The sequence below is a fragment of the Bifidobacterium thermophilum genome (assembly GCF_002846655.1).
Taxonomy (GTDB): Bacteria; Actinomycetota; Actinomycetes; order Actinomycetales; family Bifidobacteriaceae; genus Bifidobacterium; species Bifidobacterium thermophilum.
This window is the reverse complement of sequence record NZ_PCGX01000009.1, coordinates 74,762-98,912: the sequence shown is the minus strand read 5'-3', so window position 1 is coordinate 98,912 and position 24,151 is coordinate 74,762. Positions and strand designations below refer to the sequence as shown.

Here is a 24,151-nt window from a genome sequence, read left to right as displayed (position 1 = left end):
AACATCTGTTCGAATTTCGTCGTGCTTGCCTGTATCCTAGAACCCAGCACCAGACGTATCGGAGGCAAGACGTGAGCACAGCACAACAGGCGCAGTACCAGCATCGCACCACCGCGACCGAGCATATCCTCGACAGTGATTCGTTCCTGCAGCGGGAGCTCGCAAAAGCGCCATTGCGGGAGCATGACGGCTCCCTCGTCGCCGATATCAGCCACATCCCCAACGATCTGAAAATCACCATCCAAGGCGCTCGCGAACACAACCTCAAGAACGTCGATCTGTCAGTGCCACGCAATCGCATGGTGGTGTTCACCGGATTGTCCGGGTCGGGAAAATCGTCGCTGGCGTTCGACACGCTGTTCGCCGAAGGACAACGCCGATATGTCGAATCCCTAAGCGCCTACGCGCGGCAATTTCTGGGGAGGATGGACAAGCCGAATGTCGATTTCATCGAAGGTTTGAGCCCTGCGGTGTCGATTGACCAGAAAACCACGAACCGCAACCCCAGATCGACGGTCGGCACCATCACCGAAATCTACGACTATCTGCGATTGCTGTTCGCGCGTACCGGAGAGCCCCATTGCCCGGTGTGCGGCGAACCGGTGAGCGCGCAGACCCCGCAGCAGATGGTTGACTCCTTGCTCGCCATGCCGGAGCGCACCCGTTTCCAGATTCTCGCCCCCGTGGTCAGAGGCCGCAAAGGTGAATTCGTGGATCTGCTTGAACTCTTGCGCTCCGACGGGTACGCCCGCGCTTTGATCGACGGCGACATGCGGCAACTGTCCGACGACATCAAACTTGCCAAGCAGAAGAAACACACCATTGAAGTGGTCGTCGACCGTCTAGTCATCAAGGACGGCATCCGCCAACGGCTCACCGATTCCATCGAGACGGCGCTGAAACTGTCCAAAGGCCTGGTCGTCGCGGATTTCGTCGATCTCGACGAACACGACCCGAACCGTCGGCGTCCGTTCTCGGAAAAGCGGGCGTGCCCGAACGGCCATCAGCTTGAGCTTGACGAAATCGAACCGCGCACCTTCTCATTCAACGCCCCGTACGGCGCATGCCCCGCATGCACCGGCATCGGGTACAACCTGGAAATCGACCCTGAACTGGTAATTCCCGACCCGTCGAAAACCCTCAACGAAGGCGCTATCGAGCCGTGGGGGCTGACCAAGGGCACCGGTGATTATTACCGGCATGTGTTGGAAGGCCTCGGCGAGGAGATGGGATTCGATCTCGATACTCCGTGGCAGGACCTGCCTGAAGACGTCCGTCATGCCATCATGTACGGCCATGATTTCAAGGTCAAGGTCTCGTACCGCAACCGTTGGGGTCGTCTACGCGAATACTCGACGGGATTCGAAGGCGTCGTGCGCACGCTGATGCGACGCCACGACGAGACGGATTCCGACCAGATGAAGCAATACTACGAATCCTATATGCGCGAGGTGCCCTGCCAGGCGTGTGAAGGCAAACGCCTGCGCCCGGAAGTGCTGGCTGTGACGGTGGATGGCAAATCCATTGCCGACGTGTGCGATATGCCGGTTGAACGCAGTCTCGCATGGATCAAGAACCTGCGTCTGGAAGGTTCGGCCGCCGCGATCGCCGGCGAGGTGGTCAAGGAGATCAGGACACGTCTCGCGTTCCTCAACGATGTCGGATTGAGCTACCTGACCTTGTCGCGCGCGGCGAAGACCCTGTCCGGCGGCGAGGCACAGCGCATCCGACTCGCCACGCAGATAGGCTCCGGGCTCGTCGGGGTCATGTACGTGTTGGATGAGCCCTCCATCGGCCTACACCAGCGGGACAACAAGCGGCTGATCGAAACGCTTCATCATCTGCGTGATCTGGGCAATACCCTGATTGTCGTCGAGCATGACCAGGAGACAATCGAAACCGCGGACTGGCTGGTCGATATCGGCCCCGGAGCGGGCGAACACGGCGGCGAAGTGGTCTATTCCGGTCCGGCTGCGCATATCGTCGATGCGCCGCGCTCCATCACAGGCGACTACATCGCCGGGCGGCGTGCGATCGAAGTGCCGAAACGTCGTCGCCGCACCAACGCTGGCCGGAGGCTCACCGTTGTCGGCGCTCGGGAGAACAACCTCAAGAACATCAATGTGAACTTCCCGCTGGGTGTCATGACCTGTGTTACCGGCGTGTCCGGTTCGGGCAAATCCACGTTGGTGAACACGATTCTGTACCCCGTGTTGGCTGACAAACTCAATGGCGCGCGCATCGTGCCTGGGAAACATACCAGGATTGAGGGCATCGAACAGTGTGACAAGGTCATTCATGTCGACCAGAACCCCATCGGCAGGACCCCACGGTCCAATCCGGCCACGTACACCGGTGTGTGGGACAAGATTCGTGCGCTCTTCGCCAAGACGCCCGAAGCCCAGGTGCGAGGCTATGGGCCGGGACGGTTCTCGTTCAACGTCAAAGGAGGCCGTTGCGAAGCCTGCCACGGCGACGGCACGTTGAAGATCGAGATGAACTTCCTGCCCGACGTGTACGTCCAGTGCGAGGAATGCCACGGCAAGCGGTACAATCGCGAGACCCTGGAAGTCAAATACAACGGGAAATCGGTGGCCGACGTGCTCGACATGCCCATCGAGGAGGCGGCAAAGTTTTTCAAAGCCTACCCGTCCATCTCCCGGTATCTCGATACGCTCACTCAGGTCGGCTTGGGATATATCCGTCTGGGACAGCCGGCGACGACCCTGTCAGGCGGTGAATCGCAGCGAGTCAAGCTGGCGACCGAGTTGCAGCGGCGCTCCACCGGCAACACCGTCTACATTCTCGACGAGCCGACCACCGGCCTGCATTTCGAAGATGTACGCAAACTGCTCCTTGTCTTGCAGGGGCTTGTCGACAAAGGCAATACAGTTATCGTGATTGAGCATAACCTCGACGTCATCAAATCGGCGGACTGGATTATCGATCTCGGTCCTGAAGGCGGCGATGGCGGCGGCACCGTTGTCGCTCAGGGCACGCCGGAACAGGTCGCAAAGAACGAGAACAGCTGGACCGGCCGATTCCTCAAGGACATGCTCTGAACCTCAGGAAACTCCGGGAAACCGGGAACGGCATGGGCGCGGGACGTACATGTACGTCAACGCACCGGAACCGGAACGCGACAGGTAACCATGGAAAGGAACCGACGAGCAGATGGGCATCATCGAGCGCCACAGCCCTGATCGCTGGCGTGCCACAGCCAAGGGGATTCTGGCCGAGCAGGCTGCACAGGGGCATGATTCCACTACTGTGGACGGCCCTGCAGGCGACGCAACTGGCGGCAAGGTGGGCGCGTCGTGGGGCGTGAACGCGAACGGGGCTCCGCTGCTTGGCGACTCACGAGACCTTTTCCGCCCGAAAACCGGTGACATTCCCGCGGAACCCGGTGTATACAAGTGGCGTGACAGCGAAGGCAGGGTCATTTACGTCGGTAAGGCGAAGAACCTGCGTAACCGTCTGACGAACTATTTCCAGCCCCTTGACCAGCTGCATCCTCGCACCCAGACCATGGTGCTCACCGCACGAAGCTTGGAATGGACGGTGGTCGGCACTGAGCTTGAGGCGCTGACCCTCGAATACACATGGATCAAGGAATTCGACCCGCGGTTCAATGTCGTGTTCCGTGATGACAAAACCTATCCGTACCTCGCCGTCTCGGTGGGGGAAAGCGTGCCGCGCGTATGGGTGACGCGCAGCAGAAAACGGCGCGATACCAGGTATTTTGGCCCATATGCGAAGGTGTGGGATCTTCGGCACAGCCTGGACAGGCTACTCAAGGCCTTCCCGGTGCGCACATGCTCGGACGGGGTGTTCAACAAGGCGCGTCTCACCGGTAGGCCATGCCTGCTCGCCTCCATCGGCAAATGTTCCGCACCTTGCGTCGGACGTATCAGCGAGGCCGACCATCGCCGCCAATGTGAGCGGCTGGTCGGTGTGCTCACCGGAAGGGTCGGTAAATCATACATCGCCCAGCTCGGCCGGGAGATGAAAACGGCGAGCGACGACCTTGATTTCGAACGCGCTGCAAGGCTGCGGGACGAAATCGCGATGCTGCAAACCGTCATGCAGCAAAATTCCGTCGTTCTCGACCAGGATGTGGACGCCGACGTCTTCGGCCTGTCATCTGACGAGCTTGAAGCGTCGGTCCATGTGTTCTTCGTCAGGGATGGATCGATTCGCGGCGAACGTAACTGGACCGTCGAACGTGTCGAGGATATCGGGGATGACGAACTGATGTCCGATCTCATCGTCCAGGTGTATGCCGATTTACTCCATGAACGCGGTAGCGGACAAAGCTCCCGTACCGGCGAGGGCGCCCAGCCAATCAATGTTCTAGAGCGCAGGGACGCTATCGGAGCCACCCAGAGCGTCACCGCTTCGGACAGCCTCACCAGGGCGCAGGCGACAAGAACCCGCCACGAGCGGTTGGAACAAACCGGCCGCGCTGACTTGCTCGCCCCGATCGCTCCGGTGCCGCGGGAAATCCTCATGCCCATCGAGCCGGCAAGACGGGCTGACCTCGAGGCATGGCTCAGCGGCGAACGCGGATCGCTGGTCACGATTCGGGTCCCTGGTCGCGGCGAAAAACGGACCCTGATGGAACGCGCCAACGACAACGCCGCCCAAGCGTTGCAACGCAGCAAAATGAGCAGAATCAGTGACATCGGCGCCCGCACCCAAGCGATGAACGACGTCGCGGACGCGCTCGGATTGCCCCAGGCGCCGCTGCGCATCGAATGCTACGACATCTCCAACACCATCGGAGGCGCCTATCAGGTGGCGTCGATGGTGGTGTTCGAAGACGCCATCGCCAAGAAATCCGAATACCGCCGCTTCGCCATCCGCGGTGATGACGGCAAAGGCGCGCTCGACGACTTGAGCGCACTGTATGAGACTCTGACCAGACGATTCCGCCACGGAAATATCGCTGGCGACTCCGGTGACAGCATGGACAACGAGCGCAGAATCCGGCAAGCCGAACAGCATGCGCCCGAACAGCATACGTCCCTCGTCACAGACCGGTCCGAAACTGGCAACGGCGAACCGGCAGGTATGGCGACGACGGCAGAAGCTGCCGGTGCGTCGGGGTCTGCCGGCGTGTCCGGTTCTGCGCAGCCGATCCTGGCGCAGCACACGGTCAACCAGGACGCCGTACAGGATGCCGCCGTGGACGAAGTCATCCAACAGAACACCCAACGGCGTCATTTCGCCTATAAACCGAATCTCGTCGTGGTCGATGGCGGCAAACCCCAGGTCATGGCGGCGGCGAAGGCATTGCATGACTGCGGGGTCGACGATGTCGCCATATGCGGTCTTGCGAAGCGTCTCGAGGAAGTGTGGGTCCCGGATGACGACTATCCGATCATTCTCCCGCGCCAATCCGAAGGTATGTACCTGTTGCAACGCGTGCGCGACGAATCGCACCGATTCGCCATCACCTACCATCGTCAGACACGCAGAAAAGGGGCTTTGCGTTCCGCGCTCGACGACATTCCGGGCATCGGGCCGTCCTACCAGAAGCGTCTGCTCAACGCGTTCGGATCGGTCAGGGCAATGCGCGAGGCGAGTATCGAACAGCTCGAACAGGTTAAGGGCGTCGGCCACGCCAAGGCCGAAGCCGTGTACGCGGCGCTCCACGCGAAGGACGAGTGATTCGGCTACCATGGGCAATGCCGGAAACGTCGTCACCGAACGGGTGCGCGGCATGAAGACACGATTGGAACACGGGGAGGCACACGCATGATGGATATCGAGGATTCCGCGGGAGCTCCGATTACCGGCAACCAGTGCGCGGTGCTCGGCAAGCCGATTAGGCATTCACTCTCGCCGACACTGCATCAGGCAGCCTACCGTGCGCTCGGCCTCGCCGGCACGTGGTCGTATCACCGCTACGAGATCGACGAGAATCATCTTGGGCCGTTTCTGTCAGGTCTTGATTCGAGTTGGCGAGGTCTGAGCCTCACCATGCCGTTGAAACGCACCATCCAGCCGTACGGACTTCCCTCCAATATGTGGGCGCGCAGGCTTGCCGTCGCCAACACCGTGGTCTTCGACTGGGACGAGCCCGGCATCCCCGGCCCGGCGCGAGAACACGGCCTTCCCTTGATGCGCCTGTATAACACGGACGTTGACGGCATCGACCTCGCCATCCGCCACGCGTGGCAGACGGCAGGAGCGGATATGCGACCCCAGAGGCATGGTATGCACGCGTTGGTCATCGGCAACGGGAACACCGCGATGTCCGCGATTGCCGCATTGTCTCAGTTGACCTCTCCGGGGGGAGCAGTGGTACGGCGTATCACCGTAGCCGCACGCCATCCAGAGCATAATGCGGACATCGTCGCACTTGCCGAGCATCGAGACAACGGCAGATTGTCGGGCATCGGCATCGACGTCGACATCATCGTGCTCGACCGTGTCCCTGAGACGATCGCCGATTGCGATATCGTCATTTCGACGATCCCGTCGAGGGCCGCGGATCCCATTGCGGACGCCTTGGGTGAAGCCGGAGCCATGGTACACGGCACTTTGCTCGACGTCGCCTATGATCCACGTCCCAGCGCATTGAACCGCGCTTGGTCGCAGGCGGGCGGCCTGTCCATCGGCGGCGAGGACATGCTCCTGTATCAAGCCATCGGGCAGGTATGCCTGATGACCGGCAGGGGAGCGGAACGCTGGAACGGGGATCAGCCGGCAGCCATGGCGGAAGTCGATGCCCCGCTGGAAGATGCAATGAGAGAAGCGTTATTGGAGGCACTGAATGGCTGAAACGAGCGAACAAAGCCCTGCGACCGCCGCCACGGGAAATGGCGATCGACCGGATCCCGCCGATTCTTTCGAGGTGCTGCTCATCACCGGTATGAGCGGAGCCGGACGCACGCATGCCGCGGATGCACTCGAGGACATGGGGTGGTACGTTGTCGACAATATGCCCCCGAAACTCCTGATTCCGTTGGTCGATATGATGACATCCTCCGGTTCGAAGGTCCACAAGCTCGCAGCCGTGGTGGATGTTCGTTCGCGCAGCTATTTCGACGATTTGTCTGAGGTGCTCAGTCATCTTGATGACCTGGGTGTCAAGACGCGCATCCTGTTCCTCGATGCCAGCAACGAAGTGCTGATCAAACGGTACGAGTCCGTACGTCGCCCACATCCGCTCCAGCATGGCAACCGGCTGATCGACGGCATTCTCGAAGAACGTACGTTGCTCGCCAATCTCAAGGAACATGCGGATATGGTGATCGACACGTCGTCGCTCAGCATCCATCAGCTGTCCACCAAACTGTATGAGGCGTTACTCGGCTCCGGCCCCACCACGGTTTCGGTCCACATCTTCAGTTTCGGGTTCAAATACGGCATCCCGATCGATGCCGATTTCGTGGCGGATGTCAGATTCCTGCCTAATCCGTACTGGGTGCCTTCCCTGCGTGAGCTTACCGGTCTGGACAAACCGGTCAGCGACTATGTGCTCTCGAGCAAGGGTGCCAAGGAGTTCCTTGACGCCTACCAGCGAGCCATCAGTATCGCCATCGACGGTTACGCCAGGGAAGACAAACATTATGTGACCATAGCCATCGGCTGTACCGGAGGTCAGCATCGTTCAGTGGCCATGAGCAATGCACTTGCCGAGCGTCTGCGCGCGCAAGGATTGTCCGTGACGGTGTCCGCGCGCGAGCTGCATCGCCATCTGCATCAGGCCTGACCGCATGGCGAAAAGCCCCAAGCTGAATTTACACGGCTTGTCGTAATCTTGTCCAAGATATTGGATATCACAGTTACACGTTGCCACCTTGCCGGATTATGCCGGCATGTTGCAGAGGCAGTGAAGAGAAACAGGAAGTAGGAGGTTGGCTCTTGGCTCTTCTCGATGATGTCAATAGCGAACTCGCCACGATTAACGATGACCTGCCAGCTGCAATGGTGGCTCAGGCGGCCGCCATGTTCCAATTTGGCGGCGGTCTGCGTCAGACCAGCAGCAAACAGGTCGTGTTGTTCGCACAGTTCGATTCGCTGGAAGCGGCGAAATGGCTGCACAATGCCATTGTCAACCAGTTCCAGCACCAGGCTCAGGAAGTCGCGAAGAGACAGCCGTTGCACGAGCAGAACGGTGCCAAGCAACCGAAATTTGACGCTGTCATCAAGTCGGTCCGCCGTAAGACCCCGCAGGGTCAAATCATCCAGCGGTACAACGTCGTCGTCGATCATGGGGCTATGGGACTAGCTGTCTGGCTGGGACTGTACAATCCGCGCATCCATCGCGTGGTTCGTGGCCTGCCGCCCGAGATCGTGAACGGGAAAATCCCGCAGATCAAAGCCGCATGGCGTGGTGCGTTCATGGCCCACGGCCGTATCTCGGACATCGGCACGGCCGGCTATCTCGAGGTCATCTGCCCCACCCATGAGGCGGCATTGGCTCTCCAAGGCGCAGCTCATCGTCTGGGCATCAGTGCGAAAACACGTCAGGTGCGCAGCTCGGAGCGTGTGACTCTTCGTGATCCTGACGCCATCGAACGGCTGCTCAACCTGATTGGCGCACCCCAGTCCGCAAGGGAATGGACCGGCAAGCGCACCGACGGCGAACCGCGAGGCAAGACGAATCGTCTGGCGAATTTCGATGACGCCAATATGCGCCGCAGCGCGAAAGCCGCGGCCGAAGCGACCGAAAAAGTGCGCAACGCCTTCGAAATCCTCGGCGATGATATTCCGCCGAAACTGCGTGCGGCGGGACAGCTTCGCCTCGATCACCGTGACGCCAGCCTGGAGGAACTCGGCCGCCTTGCTGATCCCCCAATCAGCAAAGATGCAATCGCAGGGCGCATCCGGCGGCTGCTGCAGAAAGCGGAGAAAGTCCAGAATGCGCGGCAACAGGGGTTGTGAGCCTCTCGTTTCGCGACACGGTTGCGTTTCCCACTTTGACGGCGTCATCCTTCTCGCTGCACGCGAAGGATGGCGTCTTTTGTTCTTCGTTGCCTGTATCATCGCAATTGGCGTAGTCACGTCACCATCTTCCCGCATGGCCTGTGTGGCATGCGGTTAGGAAAGGATATTCATGAAGACACTGAAGGATCTTGGAGATCTCAAGGGCAAGCGCGTTCTCGTCCGCGCGGATTTCAACGTTCCGCTGGACGGCACCACGATCACCGATGACGGCCGTATCCGTGCCGCCCTGCCGACCATCAAGGCTTTGCGCGCCGACGGCGCCAAGGTCATCCTCATGGCGCATCTCGGCCGTCCGAAGGGCAAGGTTGTTCCTGAACTGTCTCTCGCGCCGGTTGCCAAGCGTCTTGGTGAGCTGCTGGGTGTCGATGTCCCGCTCGCCGAGGACACCTATGGCCAGGACGCCCATGCCAAGGTCGCGGCGATGAACGACGGTGACGTCGTGCTGCTGCAGAATGTGCGTTTCAACCCTGAGGAGACCAGCAAGGACGAAGCCGAGCGCGACGCCTATGCGAAGAAGATCGCCGAACTCGGCGACGTGTTCGTCTCCGACGGCTTCGGTGTCGTGCACCGCGCCCAGGGCTCCAACTACTCCATCGCCAAGTTCCTGCCTTCCGCGGCCGGCCTGCTCGTCGAGAAGGAAGTTAAGGCGCTGTCCCGCGCCACCGAGAACCCGGAACGCCCGCTGACGGTCGTGCTCGGCGGTTCCAAGGTCTCCGACAAGCTCGGCGTCATCGAGAACCTGCTCGGCAGCGCCAACCGTCTGGTCATCGGCGGTGGCATGGTCTATACCTTCCTCAAGGCCAAGGGCTATGAGGTCGGCACCTCGCTGCTCGAGGAAGATCAGCTCGAAACGGTCAAGGGCTACATCCAGACCGCTGAGAAGACCGGTGTCGAGCTCGTGCTTCCGACCGATATCGTCGTGAACGCCGGCTTCCCGGCTGGTGACACCCCGATTGCACCGGAGGTCGTCAAGGCGGATGCCATCCCGGCTGACAAGATGGGTCTGGACATCGGCCCGGATTCCCAGAAGCTGTTCCACGACAAGATCGTCGATTCCAAGACGGTCGTGTGGAACGGCCCGATGGGTGTCTTCGAAGTCGCTCAGTTCGCTGAGGGCACCCGCGCTGTGGCGCAGGGTCTGGTCGATGCGACCAAGGCTGGTGCGTTCACCATCGTCGGCGGCGGCGATTCCGCTTCTGCCGTGCGCAACCTCGGCTTCCCGGAGGATGGCTTCTCCCACATCTCCACCGGTGGTGGCGCTTCCCTCGAGTTCCTCGAGGGCAAGGAGCTTCCGGGTCTGAAGGTGCTCGAGTAATTCGCATGCACGGCGAACCGTGTGCGGGCATGTCGTGACCGGCGTGCCCGCACACGTGTTTCCCGGTGTCGTGTACGTATCGTCACCGGAAAAGTGGTGTCGGGGTTGTTGACAAAGATGGAGATGGTATGGCGGTGAATCGGATTCCGCTGGTCGCGGGGAACTGGAAGATGAACTTCAATCATCTCGAGGCGACCTATTTCGTCCAGAAATTCGCATGGCTGTTGCGGGACGCGCATGTGGACCCGCGCACGTGCGAGGTCGCGTTGATGCCGTCGTTCACGTCGATTCGCAGTGTCCAGGTGCTGGTCGAAGCCGATGATCTGCCCATCAAGTATGGCGCGCAATCCGTGTCCGTGACTTCGCAAGGGGCGTTCACCGGTGACGTTTCCGCAGATATGCTGGCGGCGCTGGGTTGTTCATATGTGATTGTCGGCCATTCGGAGCGACGCAAATACCATCCGGAAGATGACGCGAATATCGTCGACCAGGTCCGCGCCGTGCTCGCAGCTGGTATGCGGCCCATCCTGTGCGTGGGCGAAAGCTACGAGGAACGCAAGCAGGGCATCGAGCTTGATTTCGCCGTCGGCCAAGTGCGGGATGTGACCCGTGACCTGTCTGTGGAAGAGGCCACGAAGCTGCTGATTGCTTATGAGCCGGTTTGGGCGATTGGCACCGGCATGGTGGCCACCCCGCAGTCAGCCCAGGATGCAGCCAAGGCGATTCGTGACGATATCCGTGAGACCTTCGGCGATGAGACAGCCACGAGCCTGCGTATCTTGTACGGCGGGTCAGTGACCTCGAAGAATGCGTCCCAATTGATCACCCAACCCGATGTCGATGGTTTCCTGGTCGGTGGCGCGTCCTTGCACGCGGAGGAACTCGCCAAGATTGTACGGCTTGTGTCGAAATCCGGGGCGTCTGGCCGCAAGTAGCGCGGGGCCGCGCTCGACGGGATTGGTTTGGTACAGTATATCCTTGCCGTTTGTCAGGGTGCCTTGCCCCTTTCGGGGTTAGCATGCCAAAATCCCGCGGTTGCGCTATGCTTAGACAAGTTACACACAATGGAGGTTCAACTCGTGTCAGGTTTGGCTGTTCTCAAGCTGGTTATCCAGATTCTGGTCGTTGTACTCAGCTTCCTGTTGACGCTGCTCATTCTTATGCACAAGGGCAAGGGCGGCGGCCTTTCCGACATGTTCGGCGGCGGTCTCACTCAGAACGCGGGATCTTCAGGCGTCGCCGAGAAGAACCTGAACCGTTGGACGGTGATCATCGCGGTGCTTTGGGTCGCTCTGATTATCACCCTCGATTTGTTCACTAAATTCAATATCGGCGGCTGAATCGTTGCGAATTCCGGCACACAGACGATACGTTTGCAGTCTCGCCGGTTCCTTCGCTATCGTCACGGTAATTCAGCACGATAGATATCAGCGGATATCAGTCCAGCATCGTCATGAAACCGCCCTGCTTCCCATGCGGAGACAGGGCGGATTTTGTATCCATCGGCATATCAAATGCTCGGCCCAACATCACCGCTCGCCAGGAAGCAATCGCGCAACGGCGGCAATCCCATGCATCGGTCGGTTGGGGGAGAGGAAGCAACAATGATTGAGGCGACATCATCATCCCAATCGGGGACAGACACCACCCCCGAGCGTCCCGAACATGGGGACCGACTTGAACATGGTGCACCCATGAATCCCGATAATAACCGGGACCGCTGCGATACGCCCGTGCGTTTGGTCGTCGCCGATCTTGATGGAACGTTGATGCACGATGCCCCGACCTTCGAGGAACGGTATCTCACTGAGCATTCCATCGACGCCGTGTGGCGGATGCATGACGCGGGCGTTCGATTCGCCGTTGCGACGGCGCGCCCGGTGAGCACTGGATACGATGTCGTCGACAGACTGCCAGTCGACGCGTGCATCTACCTCAACGGGGCACTGATCGACACCAATCCGTCTGCGTCCGACGTCGATATGCTCACCAGCGGTGTACTGCCCGATGACGGGCATCTGATGAAAATCGGGTTCTCATCCCGACGCGCATGCGAGGTGTGCAGGTATCTTGTGCATGAATTGCCGGGGTTGAAGATCGGCATCGTCATGGATGACGTCCGGTACACGAATTTTGACGTCAGCGTCTACTGGAAAACGCAGACCTTCGTCATTACGGATTTCACGGACGTACCCGATGGCGTTGCCGACAAGATCATCATCTTTCCCGATCCGTACCAGTGGTCGGTGTTGGGTAGGCTCGTCCCGGACGATTTTTCGGTGAGCATCTCCGAAGGATCAATGTGGATGCTGATGAACCCGCAGGCGAACAAGGAACGGTCGCTGGAACGGATTTGCGCGTCGATGAATATTCCGCTGTCGCAGACTGTTTCATTCGGCGACGATCTGATTGATATCGCGATGATGCGGCGCTCGGGAACCGGTGTAGCGGTGTCGAATGCGAATCCCAAGGTGTTGGCAATCGCGGATGACATCTGCCCATCGAATAATGAGGATGGTGTGGCCCAATGGATTGAACGGCACTGGGGGATGTAAGCATCTTCCAATGGTATGAGCATCCCAAATGACGATGGTGATGCCCCCGGAATCGAATTGAACTTCCTGTAACGCTGTATAGTTCAATTTCAGACTTATCGGTTCATTGTTTTCTGGAGTTGTGCTATAGTTCCTGATAAGATTGAACATACGTTGAACTCTGGAGTGTTATGGCAGAAGGATTGTTCGCACAACGGCTCACCCAGGCGATGAACCAACGCCACCTCAAGCAGATAGACATCGTCAGGCGTGCACCCGAATTCGGCGTGCATCTTGGCAAAAGCCATGTCAGCCAGTATGTGAGCGGAAAAACCGTCCCGCGTACCGAAACAGTCAACGCCTTGGCTGATATGCTCGGCGTGAGCGCCTCGTGGCTGATAGGGGACAGCGACGAGATGACCCGCAGGAAGCCGGATGCTTCCACATCCCCGGAATCCGGCGAAGGCTCGCCTGAGCATCTCGACGTTAAGGCTGCATCAACGAAAGGAACCACCATGCGGCATTTCGGCAAGTCATCGAAGCTTGATAACGTGCTCTATGATGTCAGAGGACCTGTTGTCGACGAAGCGGCGCGAATGGAAGCCTCCGGGACCCATGTCCTCAAGCTCAATATCGGCAATCCGGCGCCGTTCGGCTTCCGCACGCCTGATGAAGTCGTATACGACATGGCGCAGCAACTGACCGATTGCGAAGGCTATTCCGATTCGAAAGGCCTGTTCTCAGCCCGCAAGGCGATCATGCAATACGCGCAGCTCAAGAATATCCCGAATGTCAGCATCGACGGGATTTACACCGGCAACGGTGTGAGTGAGCTGATCAATCTGAGCATGTCGGCGTTGCTTGACAACGGTGATGAGGTGCTGGTGCCTTCGCCTGATTATCCGTTGTGGACGGCGTGCGTCACGCTGGCGGGCGGTACGGCCGTGCATTACGTGTGTGACGAGCAGTCGGAATGGTATCCCGATATCGAGGATATGCGGCGCAAGATCACCGACCGTACGAAAGCGATTGTCATCATCAACCCGAACAATCCGACTGGCGCGTTGTACCCGCCGGAAGTGCTGCAGCAGATCGTTGAACTCGCCCGTGAGCATCAGCTCATGATATTCTCCGACGAAATCTACGACCGCTTGGTGATGGACGGTCTCAAGCACGTCTCCATCGCGTCCATGGCGCCTGACCTGTTCTGCGTCACCTTCTCAGGACTGTCGAAATCACACATGATTGCCGGATACCGCGTCGGCTGGATGGTGCTCAGTGGCAACAAGAAGATTGCGAAGGACTACATCGAGGGATTGAACATGCTGACGAACATGCGCATCTGCTCGAATGTCCCTGCACAGTCCATCATCCAGACCGCGCTCGGCGGCCATCAGAGCGTCAACGACTATATCGTTCCGGGCGGCAGGATTTACGAGCAGCGCGAATACATCTATGAGGCATTGAACTCGATTCCGGGCGTGTCGGCGGTCAAGCCGAAAGCCGCGTTCTACATCTTCCCGAAGCTGGATGTCAAACGCTTCGGTATCAAGGACGACGAGAAGTTCGCGCTGGATTTGTTGCGCGAGCAGAAGCTCCTCATCGTGCAGGGCAGTGGGTTCAATTGGCAGCAGCCCGATCATTTCCGTGTGGTCTATTTGCCGAGAATCGAAGTGCTCAAGGACGCCACCGCCAAACTGCGCAATTTCCTGGCCACCTATCATCAATAATCAGCCAAAAGCTGAAACCGTGGTCCCTGATGCTACGGGAACCGAATGCCCGTGTGTGATGGCGGCGTAACCGCGTGGCCATCGCATAATCCGGCGACCCTCAGTGTGCGTGTTCCATAGCCGATTTGTGCCAGTCCACAAACCGGCTACGCTGCGTGAGTGGATTCCGTCATCAGTTTGTGTTGCATTACAAACTAGCTACGCCGGAACCCCCTTTTCCGCAACCAGTTTGTTATGGGGTACAAACTGGTTACGCTGGGACGGCCCTTATCGTCGCCAGTTTGAGTAACACTACAAACTCGCTATGCTGACGTCGTGATATTCATAGCTGGTTGGTGCAGCGGCGGACGGTTTCCCTCCTTGGCTCGACCTGAATATGCCGCTTCTTTCTGTTCAACCGACGCTGACAGTAGTCTCACGTCGGTGGAACAGAAAGGTCAGGTGTGCTGTGACAACGATGTCACAGATAGGCGTCATCAGCAAACAGAAGATTACCGACCTGTAAGTCCCACATAGCACCGCGTCTCACCGAGCCAGCATGTGTCGATATCAGTTTCCGTCCAAAACGCAACTGGCCCCGCCTCCCAAAGTGGGGAAGCGGGGCCAGTTGCGTTATTGCTCTACTGATGAGTTACATCAGCGTGGATTCATAGTCTCAGCCGTTGACGCGGTCGATACCGGACTGGACATCAGCCAGCACGGAATCCCAAGAGGCGATGAACTTGGCGACACCGTCAGCCTCGAGCTGGTCGGTGACATCCTTGATGTTGATGCCCAGGGCAGCGAGCTTGTCCATGATGGCCTGAGACTCCTCATAGGTGCCCTTGATGGACGGAGCGCCGTTGCCGTGATCGGCGAGAGCGTTCAGGGTCTTCTCCGGCATGGTGTTGACCACGTGCGGAGCGACGAGCTCGTCGACATACTTGCAATCGGAGTACGCGGCGTTCTTGGTGCCGGTGGAAGCCCACAGCGGACGCTGCTTCTTGGCGCCCTTGGCCTCGAGAGCAGCCCAGCGAGGATCGTTCGCGAACTTATCCTCGAAGAGCTTGTAAGCCAGACGAGCGTTGGCGACAGCGGCCTTGCCTTCGAGGGCCTTGGCCTCGTCGGAGCCGTTGGCTTCGAGCAGCTTGTCGACAGCGGTGTCCACGCGGGACACGAAGAAGGAAGCGACGGAGCCGATGTGCTTGAGGTCGTGGCCGTTGGCGTCAGCCTGGGCGATGCCCTCGATGAAGGCGTCGATGACCTGCTCATAGCGCTCGATGGAGAAGATCAGCGTCACGTTGACGGAGATGCCCTTGGCGAGCGTGGCGGTGATAGCCGGAAGGCCCTCGAGGGTCGCCGGGATCTTGATCATGGCGTTCGGGCGGTTGACCTTCTCCCACAGTTCCACAGCCTGCTTCTCGGTGGCTTCGGTCTCATGGGCAAGACGCGGGTCCACTTCGATGGAGACGCGGCCGTCGACGAAGTCCGTGGCCTCGGCGATATCACGGAAGATATCGGTCGCGTTGCGCACGTCGGTGGTGGTCAGCTCGCGCACGGCGGTCTCAACGTCGACCTTACCGAGCTCCTTGAGCTGCGCATCGTACGGGCCGACCTGGGAGAGGGCCTTCTGGAAGATGGACGGGTTGGTGGTCACGCCAACGACGTTCTTGTTCTTGATGAGGTCCTGCAGGGAGCCGGACTCGATGCGGGTGCGGGACAGGTCGTCCAGCCAAATGGAAACACCGTTGTCGCTGGTGCGCTGAGTTGCTTCAGTCATGTTGTGTTACTCCTTGATATTCCTAGATGGGAACACATTTATTCTATATGGAAGGGTACCTTGAGGTTTCCTTTACGCGAACGTCTTGGTACCCTTCCGTGATGAAATGAACGGAATCAGGCGTTCACTTCGGCGATGGAAGCCTTGGCAGCCTCCACGACGTGCTCGGCGGTGATACCCAGATCGATCATGTTCTGGGCGCCGTCACCCTGCAGGCCGAACTGCTCGATGGAGATGGCCTTGCCGTAAGCACCGAGGTACTTGTACCACGGCATGGCAACGCCGGCCTCGATGGAGACGCGAGCCTTGACGCCGGCCGGGAGGATTTCCTCCTTGTACTCGTCGTCCTGCTCCTCGAACCATTCCATGGACGGGAAGGACACAACGCGGGCCTTGATGCCTTCAGCGGCGAGGGTCTTGGCGGCGGCCACGGCCCACTGGACCTCGGAGCCGGAAGCCATGACGATCACGTCCGGGGTGCCCTCGGTGTCGACGAGGACGTAAGCGCCCTTGCGGACACCGTCCTTCGCCTTGTCCTTGGTCTCGGCGAGCGTCGGCACACCCTGGCGGGTGAGGATCATTGCGGTCGGCAGGGTGTTCTTCTTCTCGAAGAAGTAACGGTAGGCCTCTGCGGTCTCGTAGGCGTCGGCAGGACGCACGACCTCGAGCTGCGGCATGGCGCGGAAGGCGGCCAGATGCTCGATCGGCTGGTGGGTCGGGCCGTCCTCGCCGAGGGCGACGGAATCGTGGGTCCACACGTACAGGTTCGGGATCTCCATGAGTGCGGCCAGACGCACAGCCGGACGCTCGTAATCGGAGAACTGGAAGAACGTGCCGTTGAACGGGCGGGTGTCGGAGCCGAGCAGGATGCCGTTGGTGATGGCACCCATCGCGAACTCGCGCACGCCGAAGTGCAGCTGGCGGCCGTATTCGGACTGCTCAGGCCAAGTGCGGGTCTCGTCGGAGGACGGACCGAAGGACTTTGCGCCGTTGATGTTGGTGTTGTTGGAGCCACCAAGATCGGCGGAACCGCCCCACAGCTCAGGCATGACCTCAGCGATGGCGTTGAGGACCTGGCCGGAGGACTTACGAGTGGCGACACCCTTGCCGACTTCCTGAGCTGCTTCGAAGGCGTCGATGGCCTCGTCGAAGCCTTCAGGCAGCTTGTGTGCCTTGATGCGCTCATACAGGGCGGCCTTGTCCGGGTTGGCCTTCTGCCAGGCGGCGAACTTCTCGTCCCACTCCTTGTGGGCCTCGAGACCGCGCTCGGCGACCTTACGGGCATGGGCGAGGGCTTCCTCGTCGATCGGGAAGTCGACGTCCGGGTCGAAGCCGAGTTCCTTCTTCAGGCCGGCGACAGCCTCGGCACCGAGCTTGGAGCCGTGGGAAGCCTCGTTGTTGGTCTTGCCCGGGGTCGGCCATGCGATGAGCGTGTCGACCTTGATGAAGTGCGGACGGTCGGTGACGGTCTCGGCCTTGTCGATGGCCGCGGCGAGCGCCTCGACGTCCTCCTTGTAGGAGCCGTCGGGCTGGATGAAGGACACTTCGTCGGTGTACCAGCCGTAGGCCTCGTAACGCTTGAGGATGTCCTCGGAGAAGGTGAGCTTGGTGTCGCCTTCGATCTGGATGTGGTTCGCATCGAAGATCACGAAGAGGTTGCCGAGCTTCTGGTTGCCAGCGAGTGAGCCGGCTTCGGAGGAAACGCCTTCCTCGACGTCGCCTTCACCGCAGATGACCCACACCTTGTGGTCGAACGGGGAGGTGCCTTCGGCGGCATCCGGGTCGAGCAGACCGCGCTCGAAGCGCTGGCCGTATGCGAAACCGACGGCGGAAGCGAGACCCTGGCCGAGCGGGCCGGTGGTCATTTCGATGCCCGGGGTCAGGCCGTACTCAGGATGGCCCGGGGTGCGGGTGTCGGCGCCGCCGCGGAAGTACTTGAGGTCGTCCAGCGTCAGGCCGTAGCCAGAGAAGAACAGCTGCACGTACTGCGTGAGCGAAGCATGGCCACCGGAGAGGATGAAGCGATCACGTCCGGCCCACTTGGGATCGTTCGGATCGTGCTTGATGTAGTGCTGATACAGCGTGTAGGCAATCGGAGCCAGGGACACAGGGGAGCCGGGGTGGCCGTGTCCAGCACGCTCGACGGCGTCGGCGGAGAGGACCTTCGCCATCTTGACGGCGCGCTCGTCCAATTCAGACCAGGTGAAATCGGTCATAGGTGATCTACTTTCCTTCCAATACTTCGGGTGGCCGCGCATTCGGCTTGTGCCGCGCCACGGACGCCCTCACATTGCCCTTCCATGCTAACTATTGCATCAGACTTCGGGGTGCGCTTTTGGCGTGTTATGGCACATTCGTGTGCTCTTGTTGGTGCAAATGAACATGATGTTTGTGCGGATTTCCCTGTCGATGAACCGATTAGCACTCTCGACTCTGGAGTGCTAAGACAATACATATCGACTTCTCATCAGAAATCATGCCTGTGTCGTGTGCTCCGGTACACAGGCGCGCACCTGCCCGCCTAGACGGGAGACCGGCATGATTCCAACAGAAGAACCCTCACGGAACGTGAAACACGAGAACGACAAAGAAACACAGAAAAGAATGAATAAGGAGGCGCGCATATGACGCAATCGAGACGCATGTTGGTCCTGCGCGCCGTGGTGGAGGACTACATCCGTTCGCAGGAGCCGGTCGGCTCGACATCGCTGACACGGAACCACCATCTCGGTGTGAGCTCGGCGACCGTGCGCAACGATATGGCCGCTCTGGAAGACGAAGGTTACCTGGTCCAGCCCCATACCTCCGCCGGCCGAGTGCCAACCGAAAAAGGATACCGATACTTCGTTGACCGCTTGGCGACCGTCGTTCCGCTGTCATCAGCGCAACGCAGGGCGATCGGCAACTTTCTCGGCGGCTCCGTCAGCCTTGAGGACACCTTGCAGCGCGCCGCCCGATTGCTTGCCCGCATCACCGGACAGGTGGCGGTCGTCGCCTCCCCGGCGTTGTCGAAATCTACGCTCAGGCACGTCGAAATCGTCCCTGTATCCATGAACAAACTGCTTGCGGTCATCATCACTGATACCGGAAGAGTCGCCCAGCATACCTTGGAAGTGCACCCGTTGCCCTCGACCGAACTGCTCGCGACCTTCTCGGAGACGGTCAACGCGCGCTGTGTCGGGCAATCCCTGACCCTGGCAGCGAAAACAATCGTCGCCTTGGGCAAAACCGTCGAACACGGCGAACTGTCGGCACTGGCACAGGCACTGTCCTGCGCACTGACCAGCATGGCAGAAGACGAACAGGCAACCGACATGTATATGGCGGGTACATCGAAACTCGCCCATCAGCATTCCGGCACAGAGATGGCCCCGCTGCTCGACGCGCTCGAGGAACAGGTCGTCATCATGAGACTCATGAATTCACTAAGCGAGGAAGTCACGGAAAACGGCGTGGGTGTCGCCATCGGATCGGAAACGCATACCCCCGAACTCATGCACGCCTCCGTCGTCACCAGCGGATACGGGCATATCAACGCGACAGTCTCCGAAGGCTCTGCCTCCGCGCAAGCCGGCAAGCCTGTCGCTTTTGTCGGGTCAATCGGTCCCACGCATATGGATTACGTCACGACCATGGCCGCGGTCCGAGCGGTCGCCAGATACCTCACCGGAATCATCGGCGAAGACGCGACAGACGCAGACAGCTGACATAGGGCTGTGACACAATACTTGCAGAAACCAACCAAAGGAAATAAGCAGTGGCAGACTACTACGAGGTCCTGGGCGTGGAACGCACGGCCAGCGAAGAGGAAATCAAAAAGGCCTATCGCAAGATGAGCCGCAAATACCATCCTGATATCGCCGGTCCGGAATTCGAGGACAAATTCAAGGAGGTCAACAGCGCCTACGAAGTGCTGTCCAACCCCGATAAACGCCGGATGTACGACCAGGGCGTCGACCCGAATGACCCGTCAAGCGGTTTCGGGTCCGGGGCAGCCGGTTTCGATATGGGCGATGTCGGCGACATCTTCGGACAATTTTTCGGCGGTGCTTTCGGCGGTGGCGCTTCGCAAGGCCCCACCCCGCGCACCCAGCCGGGAAGGGATGCGCTCGCCAGAACGTCCATTGACCTGAAAACCGCCGTGTTCGGTGGTGTCGCCCACGTGACTATCAACACCTTCGGCCTGTGTCAGGAATGCGGCGGATCGGGTGCCACAGAAGGCTCCCAGCCGGTGACATGCCCCGACTGCCACGGACAAGGGTACCGCCAGAAAGTCGTGCGCACGATGCTCGGCCAGATGATGACATCCGCGCCATGCGAACGTTGCGAAGGGCACGGCACGATCATCGAGCACCCCTGCCCGACATGCATGGGGCACGGTCGCGTACGTACCACTCGCGAGGTGGGCGTGACAGTCCCCGCAGGTGTCCATGACGACACCAGATTGCGGTTGCCGCATCAGGGGGAAGTCGGTGAAGGCGGCGGCGCCGCAGGCGATTTGTACGTCGATATCCGCATCAAGCCGGACAAGCAATTCACACGCGACGGCGACGACCTGCACTGCTGGGTGCGGATTCCGATGAGCTGGGCGGTACTCGGCCACGGGCTCGACATCGATACTTTCGACGGTTCACAGCATCTCGACATCCCCGAAGGATGCCAGCCTGAACAAACGGTGACCCTCAAAGGGCTTGGCGCCACCAAACTCGGTGAAGACAGCCGCGGAGACCTGATCATCCACGTCAATGTGGTCATCCCGACCAAGCTGAAGGACGACGAACGCCGGTTGATCGAACAATTCGGTGAACGTCATGACGGCGACAAGCCAAAAGTCGAACAAAGCTGCAAGCCGTTGAGCGGTAAGAAAGGCTTCTTCAGCAAGCTGAAAGACGCTTTGGCCTGATATCGCTGCGACGGTCCGGGCGGATCTGGACAATCGAACGGATCATCCCGATACCGATGAATACCAATGACATACCAATATGCCCGTCTGCTGTCGGCAGCGCGTTTCCACAAACGCACCATCGACAACAGGCGGGCACATACGTTGCAAGCGGGCGTAAAGCCGTCCGCAGCCGTTGCTATTTCAGCAGCGCATGGCACATCGAACGGTACTCGCTGACATAGCCGCCGCCAAAGAACACGCAATGACCGGCGATAGGGTAGAGCTGCCAGATGGTGATGCGATCCTGCCAGCCCGACTTCAACGGGTGCACTCGCTGATACCCGTCAAGAATCTCGTGCAAATACGACATGCCGAACAGGTTCAGCATCGCCAAATCCTCTTCGCGATGCCCGCCATGGGCGGCAGGGTCGATCAGCACGGCTTCCACGTCGCCACTGTCACGGGTCCACATGACATTGCCACTCCACAAATCGCCATGCACGCGTGCCGGAGTGTCATCCGCAGCGCGACCCAGCAAATCAGGCAGACGCTCGATGACCTCATCGGTCAATGCCAGATCGTCATCGGTGAGCTCACCCCGCTGGATGCCGAGTTGCACCATCGGCCTCAGCCTGCCGTCGGCCAGATAACTCACTGGATCATCCCAAGTGCCGGTGTCCATGGGAACAGGATCCTGCAACGGGCCAAAATAGCACGTTCCCGTGTATCCATCCGGAGCCGACCCGAAATGCGCGGCGCCGGCGTCATGCATATGGGCGAGCGCGGCCCCGAAATCGTATGCGGCTTTCGGCGTGGGCGAGCAGCCTTCGACACGCTCGATATCCAGCCAGTTGTCGCCCCATCCGTAGACGTCGACCACGCGCGGTCCGCCCTGGGCTTGGGCTTGACCCAACCATTGCAACCCGCGGCCCTCGCATTCGAAGAACCCTGCGGGAGCGAACATCCTGCTCTTGCGGTATTTCGCCATATGAACAACCTCCTGATCGGTTTATTCCAGTGTATGCCTTTCCCGTTGTGTGTGCTCTTTGCGGCAAAACCGAACCGTGTTGTGGGAAATATGCACACGGCCGGATAAAGTTAGTCACGTCATCTGCTGTAAGCAATACTGACAACCAGATAGACAATCGATTCGACACGATAAGAGGGATCATGAATTTCTTCCAAGCGATTATTCTCGGCTTGGTGCAGGCGCTTACCGAATATCTTCCGGTATCGTCGAGCGCACATATTCGTATCATCGGCGAGCTGATGTTGCACACCGATCCTGGGGCTGCGTTCACCGCAATCATTCAGCTGGGTACTGAACTCGCGGTTCTGTTGTATTTCCGCCGTGATATCGCGCGCATTCTGTCACATTGGTTCCGCTGCCTGTTCACCCGTCCGGTCACGGGGGACTGGAAGGAGCGGTTCGGCACGCGGGACAGGGACGCGGCCGAAGGCTGGTACATCATCATCGGCACCATTCCGATTGTCGTGGCCGGTCTGCTGTTCCAGGACGCCATCGAGACCACGTTGCGCAACCTGTGGATTACGGTGACGGTGCTGATCATCTTCGGCGTCCTGCTGTGGGTGATTGATGCGAAGGCGCCGCAGAAGAAGACGATTCGCGAGATGAACTGGAAAGAGGCGCTGATTTTCGGTATCGGACAGATGCTCGCTTTGATTCCTGGCGTGTCGCGTTCCGGCGGCACCATCACTTTCGGCCGTGCGATGGGATACACCCGTGAAGCTGCGGTGCGGGTGAGCTTCCTTATGGCGATTCCGGCGGTCTTCGGTGCGGGCATTCTGGAAACCGTGAAATCGGTGGGTTCGGCTGCTGCCGATCCGACCTTCCCGGGTTGGGGTGCGACCATCGCGGCGACTGTCGTCAGTTTCCTGGTTGGTTATGTAGTGATCATCGGCTTCCTGAAGTTCGTTTCGACGTTCTCATACCGCGCGTTCGCTATCTACCGTATCGTGATCGCTGTTATCGTCGCGATTCTGCTGATCGCCGGCGCATTGCAGCCGATGGAGCAGACGACCAAGACGGCTGCGATCGAGATGGTCAACACCGTGACGGCGATGTTCTGACCTACGGCAGGCTGTGCGTTGCCGCCACGCACGTGGCGGGCGGCGAGGGCGTCATGCGTGTGGTTCCGCGGATTCGCGGATTCATACGTGTGGCGCCCTTCGCATATCCGAAGAGCGCTGTCTACCCTGAGCAGGCCTGTGGGTATCATGCCCTTCCATGATGCAACATGTGGTTCACGGATTCGGCCCTGTATGGGACGAGGCTTCGCAAGTGCTTGTGCTGGGCAGTATGCCGAGCCCGAAATCAAGGGAGCGGGGCTTTTACTATATGCATCCCAGAAACCGGTTCTGGCCTGTGATGGCGGCGGTGTTCGGCGGCAATCCCGGGCGCGAGCCGGCCACGCGTGCGGCGTTCGCGTTGAACCATCATGTCGCATTGTGGGACGTGCTTGCCTCCTGTGATATTTCGGGGGCGAGCGACGGTAGCATCCGTAATCCCGAGCCCAACGACATCAGCATGATTCTGCGTGGCGCGCCGATACGGCTGGTGATGACCACTGGAAGCAAGGCTGGACAGCTGTACGTCAAACTTGTCGAACCCGGACTCAAACGGCTCGGTATTGATGTGGAGATGATGACAGTGGCGTCCACGAGTCCGGCAAATGCAGCCAAGTCGCTGGATGATCTGGTGTCGATTTATCGAGCGGCGTTCGCCCGTGCAGGGGTGCTTGGGGCGGGAGCCGATTGTGGCGGTGCATGCGGCAACTGACGTGTCCGCGGGCGGGAGAAGCAGGGCCGCGGAGGGGAAGCCTACAGTGGAAAACAAAAATCCCGGGCTTGACACCCGGGATGATGGAGCGGACAACGGGACTCGAACCCGCGCTCTCGACCTTGGCAAGGTCGCGCTTTACCAACTAAGCTATGTCCGCATGTTCT

Annotated in this window: 16 protein-coding genes, 1 tRNA gene and 1 pseudogene; 14 read left to right on the top strand and 4 right to left on the bottom strand. The window is 59.6% G+C overall.

The genetic code is table 11. From position 1 onward, the window contains the following. Positions 1 to 125 precede the first annotated feature (125 nt). From uvrA to CQR48_RS05385, 10 genes and pseudogenes are all read left to right on the top strand, one after another. Positions 126 to 3,062 (top strand): excinuclease ABC subunit UvrA, encoded by a 2,937-nt coding sequence (gene uvrA / locus CQR48_RS05430; RefSeq protein ID WP_101452298.1) that lies wholly within the window; start codon positions 126 to 128, stop codon positions 3,060 to 3,062. Between the two features lie 262 nt (positions 3,063 to 3,324). After that, positions 3,325 to 5,661: pseudogene (gene uvrC / locus CQR48_RS05425) on the top strand (excinuclease ABC subunit UvrC); the annotation flags it as partial. 99 nt (positions 5,662 to 5,760) lie between these two features. Beyond that, entirely contained in the window at positions 5,761 to 6,789 is a 1,029-nt protein-coding gene (locus CQR48_RS05420; protein WP_052401538.1) for a shikimate dehydrogenase family protein, read from the top strand. Continuing rightward, entirely contained in the window at positions 6,782 to 7,723 is a 942-nt protein-coding gene (gene rapZ / locus CQR48_RS05415; protein ID WP_015450602.1) for an RNase adapter RapZ, read from the top strand. The genes CQR48_RS05420 and rapZ overlap by 8 nt, the downstream gene beginning before the upstream one ends. 152 nt (positions 7,724 to 7,875) lie before the next feature. After that, complete coding sequence (whiA, locus tag CQR48_RS05410) at positions 7,876 to 8,898, top strand: DNA-binding protein WhiA (RefSeq protein WP_015450601.1); 1,023 nt, start codon at positions 7,876 to 7,878, stop codon at positions 8,896 to 8,898. 172 nt (positions 8,899 to 9,070) lie between these two features. Further along, a complete protein-coding gene (locus CQR48_RS05405) occupies positions 9,071 to 10,276 on the top strand; it encodes a phosphoglycerate kinase (RefSeq protein WP_015450600.1) in 1,206 nt (401 codons plus the stop codon). A gap of 128 nt (positions 10,277 to 10,404) precedes the next feature. After that, positions 10,405 to 11,211 (top strand): triose-phosphate isomerase, encoded by an 807-nt coding sequence (gene tpiA, locus CQR48_RS05400; protein ID WP_015450599.1) that lies wholly within the window; start codon positions 10,405 to 10,407, stop codon positions 11,209 to 11,211. Positions 11,212 to 11,364: 153 nt separating this feature from the next. Further along, a complete protein-coding gene (gene secG, locus CQR48_RS05395) occupies positions 11,365 to 11,616 on the top strand; it encodes a preprotein translocase subunit SecG (RefSeq protein WP_015450598.1) in 252 nt (83 codons plus the stop codon). Positions 11,617 to 11,970: 354 nt separating this feature from the next. Further along, the gene (locus tag CQR48_RS05390; protein WP_044282420.1) at positions 11,971 to 12,831 is read left to right on the top strand and encodes an HAD family hydrolase; all 861 of its coding nucleotides are present in this window, start codon (positions 11,971 to 11,973) and stop codon (positions 12,829 to 12,831) included. 170 nt (positions 12,832 to 13,001) lie between these two features. Continuing rightward, positions 13,002 to 14,540, top strand: a complete 1,539-nt coding sequence (locus CQR48_RS05385; RefSeq protein WP_101452283.1) for an aminotransferase class I/II-fold pyridoxal phosphate-dependent enzyme — start codon at positions 13,002 to 13,004, stop codon at positions 14,538 to 14,540. A gap of 655 nt (positions 14,541 to 15,195) precedes the next feature. Here CQR48_RS05385 and tal read toward each other — a convergent pair. After that, the gene (tal, locus tag CQR48_RS05380; protein ID WP_015450595.1) at positions 15,196 to 16,299 is read right to left on the bottom strand and encodes a transaldolase; all 1,104 of its coding nucleotides are present in this window, start codon (positions 16,297 to 16,299) and stop codon (positions 15,196 to 15,198) included. 116 nt (positions 16,300 to 16,415) lie between these two features. Continuing rightward, positions 16,416 to 18,515, bottom strand: coding sequence for a transketolase (gene tkt, locus CQR48_RS05375; protein ID WP_015450594.1), 2,100 nt, complete (start codon positions 18,513 to 18,515; stop codon positions 16,416 to 16,418). A 408-nt stretch (positions 18,516 to 18,923) separates the two neighbouring features. Here tkt and hrcA point away from each other — a divergent pair, with 408 nt between their 5' ends. After that, positions 18,924 to 20,006 carry a heat-inducible transcriptional repressor HrcA gene (gene hrcA, locus CQR48_RS05370; RefSeq protein WP_101452282.1) on the top strand — a complete coding sequence of 361 codons (1,083 nt, stop codon included), beginning with the start codon at positions 18,924 to 18,926 and terminating at the stop codon, positions 20,004 to 20,006. Positions 20,007 to 20,056: 50 nt separating this feature from the next. Beyond that, positions 20,057 to 21,202, top strand: a complete 1,146-nt coding sequence (gene dnaJ, locus CQR48_RS05365) for a molecular chaperone DnaJ (protein ID WP_101452281.1) — start codon at positions 20,057 to 20,059, stop codon at positions 21,200 to 21,202. Positions 21,203 to 21,380: 178 nt separating this feature from the next. On the opposite strand, the gene CQR48_RS05360 is transcribed toward dnaJ, so the two are convergent. Further along, complete coding sequence (locus CQR48_RS05360; RefSeq protein ID WP_101452280.1) at positions 21,381 to 22,172, bottom strand: fructosamine kinase family protein; 792 nt, start codon at positions 22,170 to 22,172, stop codon at positions 21,381 to 21,383. Positions 22,173 to 22,354: 182 nt separating this feature from the next. Here CQR48_RS05360 and uppP point away from each other — a divergent pair, with 182 nt between their 5' ends. Next, positions 22,355 to 23,275 carry an undecaprenyl-diphosphatase UppP gene (gene uppP / locus CQR48_RS05355; protein WP_101452279.1) on the top strand — a complete coding sequence of 307 codons (921 nt, stop codon included), beginning with the start codon at positions 22,355 to 22,357 and terminating at the stop codon, positions 23,273 to 23,275. A 157-nt stretch (positions 23,276 to 23,432) separates the two neighbouring features. Beyond that, positions 23,433 to 23,984 (top strand): DNA-deoxyinosine glycosylase, encoded by a 552-nt coding sequence (locus tag CQR48_RS05350; protein WP_101452278.1) that lies wholly within the window; start codon positions 23,433 to 23,435, stop codon positions 23,982 to 23,984. Positions 23,985 to 24,068: 84 nt separating this feature from the next. Here CQR48_RS05350 and CQR48_RS05345 read toward each other — a convergent pair. Continuing rightward, positions 24,069 to 24,144, bottom strand: a tRNA-Gly gene (locus tag CQR48_RS05345). Between the last annotated feature and the right edge of the window lie 7 nt (positions 24,145 to 24,151).

What these genes read in the sequence shown, in the direction of transcription:
- tal (WP_015450595.1), bottom strand. Translation starts at nt 16,299, where the DNA reads ATGACTGAAGCAACTCAGCGCACCAGCGACAACGGTGTTTCCATTTGG.
- tkt (WP_015450594.1), bottom strand. Translation starts at nt 18,515, where the DNA reads ATGACCGATTTCACCTGGTCTGAATTGGACGAGCGCGCCGTCAAGATG.
- rapZ (WP_015450602.1), top strand. Translation starts at nt 6,782, where the DNA reads ATGGCTGAAACGAGCGAACAAAGCCCTGCGACCGCCGCCACGGGAAAT.
- CQR48_RS05405 (WP_015450600.1), top strand. Translation starts at nt 9,071, where the DNA reads ATGAAGACACTGAAGGATCTTGGAGATCTCAAGGGCAAGCGCGTTCTC.
- CQR48_RS05385 (WP_101452283.1), top strand. Translation starts at nt 13,002, where the DNA reads ATGGCAGAAGGATTGTTCGCACAACGGCTCACCCAGGCGATGAACCAA.
- CQR48_RS05420 (WP_052401538.1), top strand. Translation starts at nt 5,761, where the DNA reads ATGATGGATATCGAGGATTCCGCGGGAGCTCCGATTACCGGCAACCAG.
- CQR48_RS05350 (WP_101452278.1), top strand. Translation starts at nt 23,433, where the DNA reads ATGATGCAACATGTGGTTCACGGATTCGGCCCTGTATGGGACGAGGCT.
- tpiA (WP_015450599.1), top strand. Translation starts at nt 10,405, where the DNA reads ATGGCGGTGAATCGGATTCCGCTGGTCGCGGGGAACTGGAAGATGAAC.
- CQR48_RS05360 (WP_101452280.1), bottom strand. Translation starts at nt 22,172, where the DNA reads ATGGCGAAATACCGCAAGAGCAGGATGTTCGCTCCCGCAGGGTTCTTC.
- uppP (WP_101452279.1), top strand. Translation starts at nt 22,355, where the DNA reads ATGAATTTCTTCCAAGCGATTATTCTCGGCTTGGTGCAGGCGCTTACC.
- CQR48_RS05390 (WP_044282420.1), top strand. Translation starts at nt 11,971, where the DNA reads ATGAATCCCGATAATAACCGGGACCGCTGCGATACGCCCGTGCGTTTG.
- hrcA (WP_101452282.1), top strand. Translation starts at nt 18,924, where the DNA reads ATGACGCAATCGAGACGCATGTTGGTCCTGCGCGCCGTGGTGGAGGAC.